The 15,744-nt window shown below is 41.2% G+C and carries 9 protein-coding genes; 2 read left to right on the top strand and 7 right to left on the bottom strand.

The window, feature by feature from the left end; translation table 11 throughout:
• Positions 1-1,106 precede the first annotated feature (1,106 nt).
• The 7 genes from acnB to nadC form a co-directional block, all read right to left on the bottom strand.
• The gene (gene acnB, locus PR833_RS05525) at positions 1,107-3,704 is read right to left on the bottom strand and encodes a bifunctional aconitate hydratase 2/2-methylisocitrate dehydratase (protein WP_004921820.1); all 2,598 of its coding nucleotides are present in this window, start codon (positions 3,702-3,704) and stop codon (positions 1,107-1,109) included.
• Positions 3,705-4,144: 440 nt separating this feature from the next.
• Entirely contained in the window at positions 4,145-4,498 is a 354-nt protein-coding gene (locus tag PR833_RS05520; protein ID WP_014656402.1) for a VOC family protein, read from the bottom strand.
• A 388-nt stretch (positions 4,499-4,886) separates the two neighbouring features.
• Positions 4,887-6,314 (bottom strand): dihydrolipoyl dehydrogenase, encoded by a 1,428-nt coding sequence (lpdA, locus tag PR833_RS05515; protein ID WP_014656403.1) that lies wholly within the window; start codon positions 6,312-6,314, stop codon positions 4,887-4,889.
• 204 nt (positions 6,315-6,518) lie between these two features.
• Positions 6,519-8,390: a pyruvate dehydrogenase complex dihydrolipoyllysine-residue acetyltransferase gene (aceF, locus tag PR833_RS05510; protein ID WP_061063815.1), complete on the bottom strand. Its 1,872-nt coding sequence runs from the start codon at positions 8,388-8,390 to the stop codon at positions 6,519-6,521.
• Positions 8,391-8,403: 13 nt separating this feature from the next.
• On the bottom strand, positions 8,404-11,070 hold the full coding sequence (aceE, locus tag PR833_RS05505; protein ID WP_004921831.1) for a pyruvate dehydrogenase (acetyl-transferring), homodimeric type: 2,667 nt from the start codon (positions 11,068-11,070) through the stop codon (positions 8,404-8,406).
• 165 nt (positions 11,071-11,235) lie between these two features.
• Positions 11,236-12,006 (bottom strand): pyruvate dehydrogenase complex transcriptional repressor PdhR, encoded by a 771-nt coding sequence (pdhR, locus tag PR833_RS05500; protein ID WP_014656406.1) that lies wholly within the window; start codon positions 12,004-12,006, stop codon positions 11,236-11,238.
• A 1,050-nt stretch (positions 12,007-13,056) separates the two neighbouring features.
• Positions 13,057-13,956, bottom strand: coding sequence for a carboxylating nicotinate-nucleotide diphosphorylase (gene nadC / locus PR833_RS05495; RefSeq protein ID WP_004921849.1), 900 nt, complete (start codon positions 13,954-13,956; stop codon positions 13,057-13,059).
• A gap of 259 nt (positions 13,957-14,215) precedes the next feature.
• On the opposite strand from nadC, the gene ampD reads away from it, so the two are divergent.
• Both ampD and ppdD read left to right on the top strand, forming a co-directional pair.
• Positions 14,216-14,764 (top strand): 1,6-anhydro-N-acetylmuramyl-L-alanine amidase AmpD, encoded by a 549-nt coding sequence (gene ampD, locus PR833_RS05490; RefSeq protein ID WP_116820419.1) that lies wholly within the window; start codon positions 14,216-14,218, stop codon positions 14,762-14,764.
• Between the two features lie 554 nt (positions 14,765-15,318).
• Complete coding sequence (gene ppdD / locus PR833_RS05485; protein ID WP_272525947.1) at positions 15,319-15,744, top strand: prepilin peptidase-dependent pilin; 426 nt, start codon at positions 15,319-15,321, stop codon at positions 15,742-15,744.

Below are 15,744 nucleotides of genomic sequence, written 5' to 3'. Positions count from 1 at the left end.
TATAATAAAAAACAAAATAAAGAAAAATAGAATCCATTACCAATACTTATATTAGTAAATATATAAAAAAATATTTTAATTATTATTATTACTTATCTTAATAAGAGTTATAAAAATATTTTTACTGCCGATATTAATTACCTCTAATTATGATAACACATTCTATTTTTATGCATCTTTAAAACATCTCAACGAAATACTGTTTTTCAGATGTAAGTATTATAGATAACTTTTTTATAATTAACATTACACCTAACTCGAGTAAATTACACACTCACCAAAGGAGTCATAGATGTAACAATTTATTTCACCATTAAAAACAATAGAATATAGTAATAGTCACTCATACCAATCAAGATTGATAAGAAAATAACTCCAAACAAATCACAATAAGAACTAAAGAAAAGAACAAAATATCTAATTTAATGTAGTTTAATACTTTATAATATAATCTTTCAACTTTAACTCGCAACGCGAGTAATTATTTGCATAAATAAAACAACCAAGTTAAAAAAATACCACACCTCTTTGATTATTATGACTTTTTAAAATAAAAACATGATAAATATAGCCTTCAATGCAACGAGTAATATTGTTTCAATATCAAATAAGCATCATCAAATTAATATAATCAATAAAAAGATAATCTTTTTTCTTTTTTTAATATTCAAATTAAGAATTTCAAATAATGATAAAATAGTCTTTTTTAGCTAGTCGTTTTAAAAAGTAATCATACCAAGATTGAAATTAATGAATATTAATTAGCCAAAAAGATAACAGTTTAGAGTGATATCGATATAGATCTACAACAAAATATCCGCATACTCTGTCACAATATTGCGTATTCGACGCTTACGATCTAACCGAATTACTCCTCTGTATCACTTAAAACCACTTTTTATGCATTAACTATATAGATTCCCCTTCATCATCCACCAAACGATAAAGGATCTATTGCGCTTCCTATCGAGCGATTAGCGACATTTTTCCTCACTGTTACTATCGCCTATCAAATCGGCTAATCAAGTTACTAACACCCTAATTAGCGACCATAAAAAAAGCCCTGATTAAATTCAGGGCTTTTGATTTGTTGCTAAATCGCTAAATTAAACTGTTGTTTGGAAGATAACACTATCTGCTTTTTCAGTATATTGCTCTAACTGATCAAAGTTCAGATAACGGTAAGTATCCTCAGCAGTTTCATCGACCTTATCCATAAACTGCAAATACTCAGCAGGCGTAGGGAGACGACCGAGCAAAGATGCGACAGCAGCAAGTTCAGCCGAAGCCAAGTATACATTTGCCCCTGTACCAAGACGGTTCGGGAAATTACGTGTTGAGGTTGAAACAACGGTTGCCCCATCTGCAACACGTGCTTGGTTACCCATACACAAAGAGCATCCCGGCACTTCAATACGTGCTCCGCTCTTACCAAACACACTGTAATAACCTTCTTCAGTCAATTGTGCTGCATCCATCTTAGTTGGTGGAGCAACCCATAGGCGTGTTGGTAGCTGCCCTTTATGCTGATCTAACAGCTTACCTGCCGCACGGAAGTGACCAATGTTTGTCATACAAGAACCGATAAAGACTTCATCGATTTTTTCATTTTGAACATCAGACAGCAAACGTGCATCATCAGGGTCGTTAGGAGCACATAAGATAGGCTCTTTGATCTCATTTAGGTCGATTTCGATCACTGCGGCATATTCTGCATCAGCGTCTGCTTCAAGAAGCTGCGGGTCAGCTAACCAGTTTTCCATTCCTTTGATACGACGCTCAATGGTACGGCGATCACCATACCCTTCTGAGATCATCCATTTCAGCAGAACAATGTTTGACTGGAGATATTCAATAATTGGTGCTTTATCCAGTTTAATCGTACAGCCTGCTGCTGAGCGCTCTGCGGAAGCATCTGCTAATTCAAATGCTTGCTCAACTTTTAGCTCAGGCAACCCTTCAATTTCAAGGATACGACCAGAGAAAATATTCTTCTTACCTTTTTTCTCAACAGTCAGTAAGCCTTCTTTGATTGCATATAAAGGGATAGCATGAACAAGATCACGAAGCGTGATGCCCGGTTGCATTTCTCCTTTAAAGCGCACTAAAACAGATTCAGGCATATCAAGCGGCATTACACCTGTTGCTGCTGCAAATGCCACCAAACCAGAACCTGCTGGGAAAGAGATACCGATTGGGAAACGGGTATGCGAGTCACCCCCCGTACCGACAGTATCTGGCAATAACATACGGTTCAACCATGAGTGAATGATGCCATCGCCTGGGCGCAAGGAAACACCACCACGATTCATAATAAAATCAGGTAATGTATGGTGCGTAGTCACATCAACGGGTTTTGGATATGCCGCAGTATGACAGAATGATTGCATAACTAAATCTGCGGAGAACCCTAGGCAAGCTAAGTCTTTTAGCTCATCGCGTGTCATTGGGCCTGTGGTATCTTGCGAGCCAACAGAAGTCATCTTAGGCTCACAGTATTCACCTGGGCGAATACCTGGGCGGCCACAAGCACGACCAACCATTTTTTGAGCCAAAGAGAAACCACGATTGCTTTGTGCAACAGATTTCGCATGACGGAATACGTTAGTTGGCTCTAAGCCAAGTGATTCGCGCGCTTTAGCCGTTAAACCACGGCCAATAATCAATGGAATACGACCGCCAGCACGGACTTCATCAATCAATACATCCGTTTTCAGTTCAAATGTTGCCAGTAACTCGCCCGTTTCATGGTTACGCACTTCACCTTTATATGGGTAGATATCAATAACATCGCCCATATTCAGCTTAGATACGTCCACTTCAATAGGTAACGCGCCGGCATCTTCCATGGTATTGAAGAAAATAGGGGCGATTTTACCACCAAGTACAACACCACCACCACGTTTGTTAGGAACAAACGGAATATCATCCCCCATAAACCATAACACAGAGTTAGTTGCTGATTTACGAGAAGAGCCTGTGCCCACAACGTCGCCAACATAGGCCAACGGGAAACCTTTCTTATTCAAGGCTTCAATCTGTTTAATTGGCCCGACATTACCTGGTTCATCCGGCTCAATACCATCGCGAGCATTTTTCAGCATAGCTAGGGCATGAAGCGGAATATCAGGGCGAGACCATGCATCCGGAGCTGGAGACAGGTCATCTGTGTTAGTTTCACCTGTAACTTTAAATACAGTCACAGTCAGCTTTTCAGCCAGCTCAGGACGCTCGATGAACCATTCAGCATTTGCCCATGATTCAATAACTTGTTTCGCGTACTCATTCCCTGCTTTTGCTTTTTCTTCTACATCATAGAAGTTATCAAACATGAGCAAAGTATGGGAAAGTGCTTTAGCCGCGATTGGTGCTAGCTTAGCATCATCCAAAGCTTCAATTAGCGCATGAATATTGTACCCGCCCTGCATTGTACCGAGCAGTTCAATGGCTTTTTCTGGGCTGATAAGAGGAGAGGTAGTTTCACCTTTCGCGATAGCGGCTAAAAAGCCCGCTTTGACATACGCTGCTTCATCAACACCGGGGGGCACACGGTTGGTCAGCAGGTCTAATAGGAAATCTTCTTCACCTTTAGGTGGATTTTTCAGTAATTCTACTAATGCAGCAACTTGCGCAGCATCTAATGGCTTAGGGACAATCCCTTGAGCGGCACGCTCGGCTACGTGCTTACGGTAATCTTCTAGCACGACGTTCTCCTCGCTTCATTGTAATTTATATACCCGGCTGTCTGCACCATCTTGAAAAAATCATCATCCGGTGCCAGGTCAGAGGAACTTGCTCGCATAATCTCAATGGCAGTAAAATTATGCCCAGCTTCGGGCGTTCAGCATAGCAGAGTTTAAACGAAATGTTAATTCATTCACAAGAAAGCAACATCCCTCTGCTTACTTTAAGCCTTAACCATTAATTTCGGGTTATTTTTTAGCTTAAGATACTATAAAGAGTTATAAAAAGCAGATAAAACCTCACTTTTTATAATGCATTTACGCATTTAACGCACCCTTTTTGATGTGTTTTTACCTCTCATATCACAAATTATATTTTTATCGTAATTTTATTTACGTTACTAATTGATAAGGTAAATCATTACGATTGGCTTTAATTTTTTTAAAGGTTTTAATTGATTTTATTGCCCTTTTAATCCAATTAAATTACCAAACGGATCTTCAAGCTGACACATTCGTTTGTTACCTTCTATTAACATCGGCCCTCGATACCGTTTTGCGCCTAATTTAGATAAATGCTCAACCGCTAAATCGAAAGATTCCACCTGCCAATATAATACTGTGCCTCGTTTACCTTCACAGACCTTTGCGTCAGCTTGGACAACCTCGATAGTGAAATTCCCTACGTGTAATACGGTAAAATCAAACTCTGGTAGATATTCGGCAACCGCCTGTGGAAAGGCTTGTTGATACCAAGCTAAGCCGACAGCAACGTCAGGAACATGGATTAAAATGGCAGTCGGTATTAGTTTCATTGAATTAGCTTATTTATGTGAGTACCCATAATCGATAATGATATGTCAGGTTCGTTCACAATTGAAGGTAAGTTACGGAACATATAAACAATAATCCAATTTGCCATGACTTACGTATTTACGTGTTATCAAATGCACATCCCTTTATTAGATATAAATAAAAACAGAATAAAAATGAGAATTTAATATTCCATTAGTCATCTAAACATTATTGTTGATAATTTTTTTCCTTAAGAATATAAACCCAACTTAAATAAGAGGATAAATATATATGACTCTCCGCTTATATTTGAAAAAGTAAAAAGCCAATGTGTTTCCACATTGGCTTTATGCTCTTTGGTCATAAACAGCCAACTACAGAGGCCGTTTATTAAGGCGACTTAAGAAATTATTTTTTCTTTTTCGCTTTTGCGTTTGGTAAGTCAGTGATGCTACCTTCAAAGACTTCCGCTGCCATACCAATTGATTCATACAGCGTTGGGTGAGCGTGGATAGTCAATGCGATATCTTCTGCGTCACAGCCCATTTCAATTGCAAGGCCAATTTCACCCAGAAGTTCACCACCATTAACACCGACAACAGCACCACCGATAATACGGTTAGATTGCTTGTCGAAAATCAGCTTAGTCATACCTTCTGCGCAGTCAGATGCAATCGCACGGCCTGATGCTGCCCATGGGAATGTTGCAACTTCATAGCTGATATTTTTCTCTTTCGCTTCTTTCTCAGTTAAACCAACCCAAGCCACTTCTGGCTCAGTGTAAGCGATTGATGGAATAACTTTTGGATCAAAGTAGTGTTTCAAGCCAGAGATAACTTCAGCCGCTACGTGACCTTCGTGAACACCTTTGTGCGCCAACATTGGCTGACCAACGATGTCACCAATTGCAAAAATGTGAGGTACATTAGTACGCATTTGCTTATCAACATGGATAAAGCCACGGTCATCAACCTCAACACCCGCTTTACCAGCATCAAGGTTTTTACCATTTGGAACACGACCAATCGCGACCAGAACTGCGTCATAACGTTGTGGTTCAGCAGGTGCTTTTTTACCTTCCATTGTGACATAAATACCATCTTCTTTTGCTTCAACGGCAGTCACTTTGGTTTCTAACAGTAAGTTAAATTTCTTGCTGATTTGTTTAGTGAAGACTTTAACCACATCTTTGTCAGCCGCAGGGATGACTTGGTCAAACATCTCAACAACATCAATCTGAGAACCCAGAGCATGATACACAGTACCCATTTCCAGACCGATGATACCACCACCCATAACAAGCAGACGCTCTGGAACTTCTTTTAGCTCTAACGCATCTGTCGAATCCCAAATACGTGGATCTTCATGAGGAATGAATGGTAACTGAATAGGACGTGAACCCGCAGCAATAATCGCATTATCAAAGTTGATAGTTGTGCTACCGTTTTCGCCTTCAACAACCAGTGTGTTAGCACCAGTAAATTTACCAAGACCGTTCACAACGTTTACTTTACGGCCTTTTGCCATACCAGCTAGACCACCAGTCAGCTGGTTAATCACTTTCTCTTTCCACAGGCGAACTTTAGAAATATCGGTTTTTGGCTCACCAAAAACAATACCATGTTCAGCCAACGCTTTAGCTTCTTCAATCACTTTAGCAACGTGCAATAGTGCTTTAGAAGGAATACAACCAACGTTCAAACAAACTCCACCCAGAGTTGAATAACGTTCTACTAAAACAGTATCTAAACCTAAGTCAGCGCAACGGAAAGCCGCAGAATACCCTGCAGGGCCTGCACCAAGTACCACTACTTGGGCTTTAATTTCAGTACTCATCATGACCTCTTTTTGTTTTGTCCAGCGGGGCAGCCGAAAAACGAATTATTCCACCGGAAAATACACACCGCGAGCAGTTTACAGAATTGTTAACATCCTGAAAAGGCTCATTACGTGACGTAACTCGCAACGTTTCGGATGAACAGTAAAAAATTCTGCCCCAGCCTAAATAAAACAGACCGGCTAATAAGCCGGCCTAATTTATTACATCACCAATCGACGAATGTCGCTCATCAATTGACCTACTAGGGTGATGAAACGAGCACCATCAGCGCCGTCGATCACACGGTGGTCGAATGAAAGAGACATAGGCAACATCAGTCGAGGTACAAACTCACTACCATTCCAAACTGGTTTGATGGAAGAGCGAGATAGACCCATAATTGCAACTTCTGGTGCATTAACAATTGGTGCAAAACCAGTTGTTCCGATGCCACCAAGGCTAGAAATAGTGAAGCATCCACCTTGCATATCAGAAGCTGTTAATTTGCCTGCACGCGCTTTCTTAGAAACTTCCATCAGTTCGCGAGACAGTTCCATAATGCCTTTTTTGTTCACGTCTTTGATAACAGGAACAACTAGGCCATTTGGCGTATCAACCGCGATACCGATATTGACATATTTCTTCATGAATAGGCGTTGGCCATCTTCAGAAATAGAGCTATTGAAACGAGGCATTTCTTCTAGCGCACGAGCAACAGCCTTCATCACAAACACCAGTGGCGTGATTTTAACACCGAGTTGTTTCTTCTCAGCTTCTTTGTTCTGCTGCTTACGGAAGTCTTCGACATCTGTAGTGTCGACTTCTTCCATCAACGTAACATGAGGGATCATCACCCAGTTACGGCTTAGGTTAGCACCAGAGATTTTTTGGATACGACCCAGTTCAACTTCTTCAACTTCACCGAACTTGCTGTAATCCACTTTTGGCCATGGCAACATGCCCGGTAAACCACCACCCGCAGCAGCTGGTGCTTCGGCACGCTTGATGGCGTCTTTAACGTAAGATTGTACGTCTTCGCGCAGAATACGACCTTTACGACCCGTGCCTTTTACTTTAGCAAGGTTAACACCAAACTCACGCGCTAAACGGCGGATGACTGGCGTTGCATGTACATAAGCGTCGTTTTCAACAAATTCATTTTTGCTATCAGCTGCTTTTGCTGGTGCTGGTGCTGGCGCCTGTGCGGCTGCCGGAGCGGAAGCGGCTGGCGCTGGTGACGCAGTTGGTGCCGATGCTGCTGGTGCTGCACCTGCAACTTCAAACGTCATGATCAGTGAACCTGTTTTCACTTTATCACCAGTGGCGATTTTGATCTCTTTCACGGTACCGGCAAAGGGTGCAGGAACTTCCATTGATGCTTTATCGCCTTCAACCGTAATGATTGATTGCTCAGCTGAAACAGTATCACCAACTTTCACCATAACCTCAGTGACTTCAACTTCATCACCACCGATGTCAGGTACATTAACATCTTTAATTGCCGAGGCTGCTGGCGCTGACGCAGGTGCCGATGCGGGTGCTGCTTCCGCTGCTGGTGCTGATCCTGCAACTTCAAAGACCATGATCAGTGAACCTGTTTTCACTTTATCACCAGTCGCAATCTTGATCTCTTTTACAGTACCAGCAAAGGGTGCAGGAACTTCCATGGAAGCTTTGTCACCTTCAACAGTGATCAGCGATTGCTCTTCTGCAACTGTATCACCTACTTTTACCATGATCTCAGTCACTTCGACTTCATCGCCGCCAATATCAGGGACAGACACTTCTTTCAGAGCTGCTGCTGTTGGGGCAGCGGCTGGTGCCGCTGGTGCTTCTGCTGACGCAGCCGGAGCCGCGCCTTCTGCTGATTCAAAGACCATGATCAATTTGCCAGTGGTGACTTTATCACCTACTGCAATTTTAATTTCTTTAACCACACCTGCTTGTGGTGATGGGACTTCCATAGATGCTTTATCGCCTTCAACAGTGATCAGCGATTGCTCTGCTTCTACTTTATCACCAACTTTAACCATAACTTCGGTGACTTCAACTTCATCAGCACCGATATCAGGCACTTGGATTTCAATAGACATTGATTATTACCTCTTATGCCAGACGTGGGTTAACTTTTTCTGGGTTGATGTTGTATTTTTTAATCGCTTCTTCAACGACTTTAACATCAACTTCACCACGTTTAGCCAATTCACCTAACGCCGCAACGATTACATAAGATGTATCCACTTCAAAGTGGTGACGTAGGTTTTCACGGCTGTCAGAACGACCGAAACCATCAGTACCTAATACACGGTAATCGCTTGCTGGTACGTAAGTACGAATTTGTTCTGCAAACAGTTTCATATAGTCAGTTGATGCAACGGCTGGCGCATCATTCATTACCTGAGCAACATAAGGTACACGTGGTGCTTCAGAAGGATGCAGCATGTTCCAACGTTCACAATCTTGACCATCACGAGCCAATTCAGTGAATGAAGTAACGCTATACACATCAGAACCGATGCCATATTCCGCTGACAGAATGTTAGCTGCTTCGCGAACATGACGCATCATAGAACCAGAACCTAACAACTGAACTTTACCTTTGCTGCCTTCGATTGAATCCAGTTTATAAATACCTTTACGGATCCCCTCTTCAGCACCTTCAGGCATTGCAGGCATATGATAGTTTTCATTCAGAGTCGTGATGTAGTAGTACACGTTCTCTTGTTTTTCACCATACATACGCTCTAAACCATCCTGCATAATGACGGCAACTTCATAAGCATAAGCAGGGTCATAAGAGATACAGTTAGGGATAGTCAGTGATTGAATATGGCTATGACCATCTTCGTGTTGTAAGCCTTCACCATTTAAAGTTGTACGGCCTGAAGTACCACCAATCAAGAAACCACGAGCTTGCTGGTCACCCGCTGCCCACATTAGGTCGCCGATACGTTGGAAACCAAACATTGAGTAGTAAATGTAGAATGGGATCATCGGCAGGTTGTTTGTGCTGTATGATGTTGCAGCCGCTAACCATGATGAACCTGCACCTAGCTCGTTAATACCTTCTTGTAGGATCTGACCTTTAGAGTCTTCTTTATAGTAAGCCACTTGCTCACGATCCTGAGGCGTATACTGCTGACCTTTAGGGCTATAAATACCAATTTGACGGAACAAACCTTCCATACCGAAAGTACGAGCTTCGTCAGCAATGATTGGCACTAAACGGTCTTTGATAGAGTTGTTTTTCAACATCACGTTTAACGCACGAACAAATGCGATAGTGGTTGAAATTTCTTTTGATTGCTCTTCTAGCAATTGGCTGAAATCAGATAACGTAGGGATTTCTAATTTCTCATCAAAGTGCGTACGACGTGCTGGTAGATAACCACCTAGAGCTTGACGACGCTCATGCAGATATTTGTATTCTTCTGAATCTTTATCAAAAGTAATAAATGGCAGTTTTTCCAGTTGATCATCAGCCACAGGCACATTGAATTGATCACGGAAGTGACGAACACCGTCCATGTTCATTTTCTTCACTTGGTGCGCAATGTTCTTACCTTCAGCTGTTTCACCCATACCATAACCTTTGATGGTCTGAGCTAAAATAACAGTTGGCTTGCCTTTAGTTTCTGCTGCTTTTTTAAATGCGGCATACACTTTCTTCGGATCATGACCACCACGGTTCAGCGCCCAAATTTCGTCATCAGTCATGTCTTTAACTAATGCAGCAGTCTCTGGGTAACGATTGAAGAAGTGCTCACGAACGTACGCGCCATCACGTGATTTGAATGTTTGATAATCACCATCAAGGGTTTCGTTCATTAATTGAACCAGTTTGCCGCTAGTGTCTTTACGCAGCAACTCGTCCCAACGATCGCCCCACATAACTTTGATGACTTGCCAGCCTGCACCATTAAAGATACCTTCCAGCTCGTTGACAATTTTACCGTTACCTGTAACAGGGCCATCTAGACGCTGTAAGTTACAGTTGATCACGAATACAAGGTTATCTAGCTTATCGCGTGTCGCGATAGTGATAGCACCTTTAGATTCTGGCTCATCCATCTCACCATCGCCTAAGAAAGCGTACACTCTTTGAGCTGAAGTGTCTTTCAGGCCACGGTTTTCAAGATATTTCAAGAATTTCGCTTGATAAATAGCATTTAGCGGGCCAAGACCCATTGAAACAGTTGGGAATTGCCAGAAATCAGGCATTAATTTAGGGTGTGGATAAGAAGACAGACCTTTACCACCAATTTCTTGGCGGAAGTTATTCATCTGCTCTTCAGTTAAACGACCTTCCAAGAATGCGCGTGCGTAGATCCCTGGGGAGATATGACCTTGGAAAAAGACCAAGTCACCGCCATCATTGTTGTTATGAGCGCGGAAGAAATGGTTAAAACAGACTTCATATAAAGTTGCAGAAGACTGGTATGATGCCATATGACCACCCAGCTCCAAGTCTTTTTTAGAAGCACGCAGTACAGTCATGACTGCGTTCCAACGAATTGCGGAGCGAATACGGCGCTCCAAATCCATGTTACCAGGGTATGCAGGCTCGTCTTCAACAGCAATAGTGTTGATATAATCAGAACTACCAGATGCACCAGCAGCAATGTTAACACCGCCTTTACGCGCTTCATTCAATACCTGTTCGATAATGAACTGAGCACGATCAACACCTTCTTCACGGATGACCGATTCAATCGCCTGTAGCCAGTCGCGAGTTTCAATCGGATCCACGTCATTTTTCAACATATCTGACATGGTGTATTCCTTATCTGTTATCTATTTTTTAATGTTTATGTGGAGCCTATCTTCGCGCTACTTTCTACAAAATAGCGAGAAGATAGGCCCTGCTGTTGTTGCCGCTAGAACTCTCACAGAGAGTAGTCACAGTAATGCAGACGCAGCAGTCAGTAATCTGCATTACTAATTTAATTCAGGATGTTGCTGCAACCTACGTAGAGAACGCTCCCGCCTTGTTTGTTCACGACTAATATCCAAAAGTAGCTCTTCAATAAAGGCTAAATGGCGATGGGAAGCCTCCCTTGCCTTCTCAGGCTCTCTTGCCATTATAGCGGAGAATATTTGAGCTCGATGTTCACTAACTGCTTTATACATTTCTTTGCGGGTATACAAAAACTCAAAGTTTTGACGAATATTCTGTTCCAACATTGGCACCATACAACGTAGCAAATGCAGTATCACCACATTATGCGCCGCTTCTGTGACAATCAGTTGATATTGCAAAACCGCATTTGATTCCGCATTAATATCGCCACTTTGTTGAGCTTTAATAATTAGCTCATAGCTTTGTCGAATTCGCTCCAAATCCTCATCCGTACCACGCAACGCCGCATAATAAGCAGCTATCCCTTCAAGGGCATGGCGTGTTTCAAGAAGATCAAATTGAGATTCGGGATTCCCCGTAAGAAGTTCAGTTAGTGGGTCGCTAAAACTTTGCCACATCTGTTTTTGAACAAAAGTTCCGCCACCTTGGCGGCGAGATAATAGACCTTTAGCTTCAAGAGTTTGGATAGCTTCACGCACTGATGGCCGAGAAACGTCGAACTGTTTTGCCAGCTCACGTTCAGGAGGCAGCTTTTCGCCGGGGCGCAATGTCCCTTCGAAAATAAGATGCTCGAGGCGCTGCTCAATAACATCTGATAATTTTGGTTGGCGAATTTTACCGTAAGCCATAACCTGCCATGATCGTTAGTGATTAATTATTGATTAGGTATTGCTCAGTGTTAATTGGTAATACCAATTTCTTTACGGATTAATAAAGTAACAAAGTATTCACTAACTGTCCATAAAGACCTTGAGCTAAATCATAAAATCCTGCAAATTTTAACAGATTTTTTTAAATTTTAGCATGTTTTGATAACTAATCCTCCGATTGCCAGCACGGTAATTTAACATTTGAAGCGAATTTCTATGCTATAAACTCGCTAACTGAATCGATATAGCCAAACCATTAGCGTTTTATTATTCAATAATAACGAATAATAACCATATTAACTCGCAGTAACCGTTTCAAATGCAGATCCGCAAGGAGCAACCTTAACAATCTAGTTAAATATTCACGTCATTTGTTATTTTACGCAATGTAAGCGTTGTCTATATTCACCAAGATAGCAAGGCTACACGATATAAAAATCTGTAATCGGCTCATCTATCGATTAATGATGAGGTTACATCTTGATTAGACTCTAACTGCACTGCGTTTTATAGATAAAAATGTCTGGCTAATTAGTTGGAATGAATACACCTAGAATAGTTCAAAAAACAGCAAAGCGCCCTAGATGATACTACCTATACGAAAAAATAAGCCTGCCTCAACCTAGGAGGCCTACTAGCATGAGACGGCGATGCTCGCTTTCGCGGCCTATCGCTCCAATATTTATTTTCGTTAGCTAGCAATCAACAAGCTAATATCAAGGCCATACTCAAAACCCACCTTTCTGAGTAAAAAGCGTTGGTCTATCACTCCCACGTTTTAGCTTTATGCACAGCGTAATAAGGTGAATTTGTTAAGCTAACGGCTCTCAATTTTCATATTTGCTATTACTGCTGCCATACATGAATCAAGGCAAAATGCCCACTGTTGTGACTAAATAAACAGAAAATCTCTTCCCCCTTTCTTGTTATGAGAAAGGGGGAGTTATGATGGTTAATATTTATTCTGTTGTTGCTAAATGCAGCCATCATCGGGCACTAGGTTAGCGATGGGAGTCCTGGCTATATTGCTTATTTTTCTTCAATAAAACGCATTGAAAGATCCATCGCTCTAATATGTTTCGTCAATGCACCAACAGAAATGAAATCAACCCCAGTTTCCGCAAATTCTCTGATAGTATCTAATGTAACATCACCAGACACCTCGAGAGCGGCTTTACCCGCTGTCAGTACAACAGCCTCTTTCATCATCGTGACAGTGAAATTATCAAGCATAATAATGTCTGCATTCGCCTTTAATGCTTGAAGTAATTCAGTTAAATCTTCAACTTCAACCTCAATAGGAACTTCCGGATGAGCTTGCCTCGCTAACGCCACTGCTTGAGCAACAGAGCCTGCCGAAATGATATGGTTTTCTTTAATTAAATAAGCATCTGATAAACCAAGACGATGATTAAAACCTCCACCCATTAGTACCGCATATTTAAGAGCACTTCTTAAACCGGGGATCGTTTTACGTGTATCTAATAATTTGGTTCTTGTGCCTTCAATTTTCGCCACATACTGAGCAGTTACAGTAGAAACAGAAGACAATGTCTGGATAAAGTTCAATGCCGTTCTTTCTCCAGTGAGTAATACTTGTGAAGGCCCTGACATTTCACAAAGCAGCTGATTTGGCGCAACCTTATCTCCATCATTCACATGCCATACAATGCTAACTTGCCCACCAAGCTGGCTAAAAACTTCTTCTAACCATTTTTGTCCACAAAAAACGCCTTCTTCCCGTGTAATAATACGCGCTTTAGCTTGTGAAGTAGGTTGTAAAAGCTGCCCCGTAATATCTTGCTTAAAATCAACTGTTTGCCCAAGATCTTCTTTTAACGCGTGGCTTACTATAAATGGAATATCGCTATTTAACCTTTCAAGCAATAATTCACGTCTTTGTTCTTCGCTATAACGCCTCGTCGCCATCAATCCACTCCAATAAATTTCTTGTGCCCATTGCTATCTATACCCATCATGTATCAAGCCTTATGGCGCACGTTATTCATCTTGCTATCGCCCAATCATCTAAGCTATTACAGTACATACAACTCAATGTGCTTGGGTATGAAAATAGAACCACCGCTACAAACATACATCTCGAATAATTTTGTGTATATGCTAATCTTCTCAACTCAAGATAACGAATATAAGCGAGTAATAAAACGGGAATACTATGCTACCAGAGATAAAAATACATAATGGCTGGCTACAAAATGTGACTCATATCCCTTCACCACACCATGATGAGCGCCCTGAGAACGTTATCCCTTCCCTGTTAGTTATCCATAATATTAGCTTACCCCCCGGCCAATTTGGTGGGCCTTATATCAACCAGCTTTTTACTGGAACACTCGACCCAACAGAGCATGCCTTTTTTGATGAAATCAAACACCTTCGTGTTTCAGCCCACTGTTTAATTCGCCGTGATGGCGAGATTATTCAATATGTTCCTTTTCATTTAAGAGCTTGGCACGCAGGGCAATCCCTTTATAAGGGTAGAGAAAAATGTAATGATTTTTCAATTGGGATCGAGCTTGAAGGCACGGATTTTGAGCCTTTCACGCCTCTACAATACAATTCGCTAGTAAAACTGACACATGCTCTTATTGAGCTATACCCTGAATTACAAGATAACATCACCGGTCACAGCGACATTGCCCCCGGCCGTAAAACAGATCCCGGCCCTTATTTTGATTGGCAACAATTCAAGGCCCTGTTAAAACATAAAAGATAATATAATTTATAGTGCAACCGACTTAACTGAGTGCCTTATCTCTGTTTAAACCTACTTTAGATGGACTCTTTTAAGTCTCTACAATGACTACCCCTCGCCATAAACCGCGAAGCTTTCCACTTTTCGGCCCGCAACTGCCGATATGACGGATAAGACTGCTCTTTGTCGGCTGATACGACAAGCTCAGCTATTGCCCCCTATAATTCCCTTATGCCGGATGTGGATTGTCAGTCATGTTCAACGATGGATTACTCTTTAAAGCCCTTTAGTTTTTTTCATCTTATATCCCAATCCACACTGCGCGAGGTTTATAGCATTCTCTCTAAAATAGCCCCTACTTCCCCCGCTTCTACTCATTAGTTTTATCATACTTTCTCATTAACGCGATATTTTATTGTCCACCATATTTACCTTTGCGAGTCTTCTCCCAAGAAAATGTAATACGATACATTTTTTATTTTAATTTTTCGTAGGTGCTCGTATGCAGGGTTTGAAGAGATTAAATAATCAAATGGAACAATTTAAGATACCTCCTCACTCAACAAGGAGGCTATATGAATCAACAAGGATTTTCTTTAATTGAAATAATGGTTGTCATTGCAATAATTTCTATATTAAGTGCTATTGCAATACCGGGATATCAAGGTTATATGCAAAAAGCGGCAATAACCGATGTATTACAAACAGTTTTACCATATAAGAATAATATTGAAATTTGTGCGTTTAATAAAAGCTCATTAACTGGCTGTAATGCAGGAAGTGAAAATATTCCTAATAATATAAAAGGAAAATATATCAAAACAATAGATGTAAAGTCAGGCATTATTAACTTTATAGCCGATAAGAGTCTTGCCAATCTCTCTGTGACTTTAACCCCAATTATCCCTACTGATAGTTCACCATTCCAATGGCAAGTAGCCTGCGAACATGATAGTGACAGTAAATTAAAAGCATTATGTGAAAATACCTTCATCTTTTAA

The sequence above is a fragment of the Providencia sp. PROV189 genome, assembly GCF_028480065.1.
Classification (GTDB): Bacteria; Pseudomonadota; Gammaproteobacteria; order Enterobacterales; family Enterobacteriaceae; genus Providencia; species Providencia stuartii.
The sequence above is the reverse complement of the archived record's forward strand: the minus strand, read 5'-3'. Positions and strand labels throughout refer to the sequence as shown.

Coding starts and splice junctions, on each gene's coding strand:
- PR833_RS05520 (WP_014656402.1), bottom strand. CDS start 4,498: ATGAAACTAATACCGACTGCCATTTTAATCCATGTTCCTGACGTTGCT.
- lpdA (WP_014656403.1), bottom strand. CDS start 6,314: ATGAGTACTGAAATTAAAGCCCAAGTAGTGGTACTTGGTGCAGGCCCT.
- aceF (WP_061063815.1), bottom strand. CDS start 8,390: ATGTCTATTGAAATCCAAGTGCCTGATATCGGTGCTGATGAAGTTGAA.
- aceE (WP_004921831.1), bottom strand. CDS start 11,070: ATGTCAGATATGTTGAAAAATGACGTGGATCCGATTGAAACTCGCGAC.
- pdhR (WP_014656406.1), bottom strand. CDS start 12,006: ATGGCTTACGGTAAAATTCGCCAACCAAAATTATCAGATGTTATTGAG.
- nadC (WP_004921849.1), bottom strand. CDS start 13,956: ATGGCGACGAGGCGTTATAGCGAAGAACAAAGACGTGAATTATTGCTT.
- ppdD (WP_272525947.1), top strand. CDS start 15,319: ATGAATCAACAAGGATTTTCTTTAATTGAAATAATGGTTGTCATTGCA.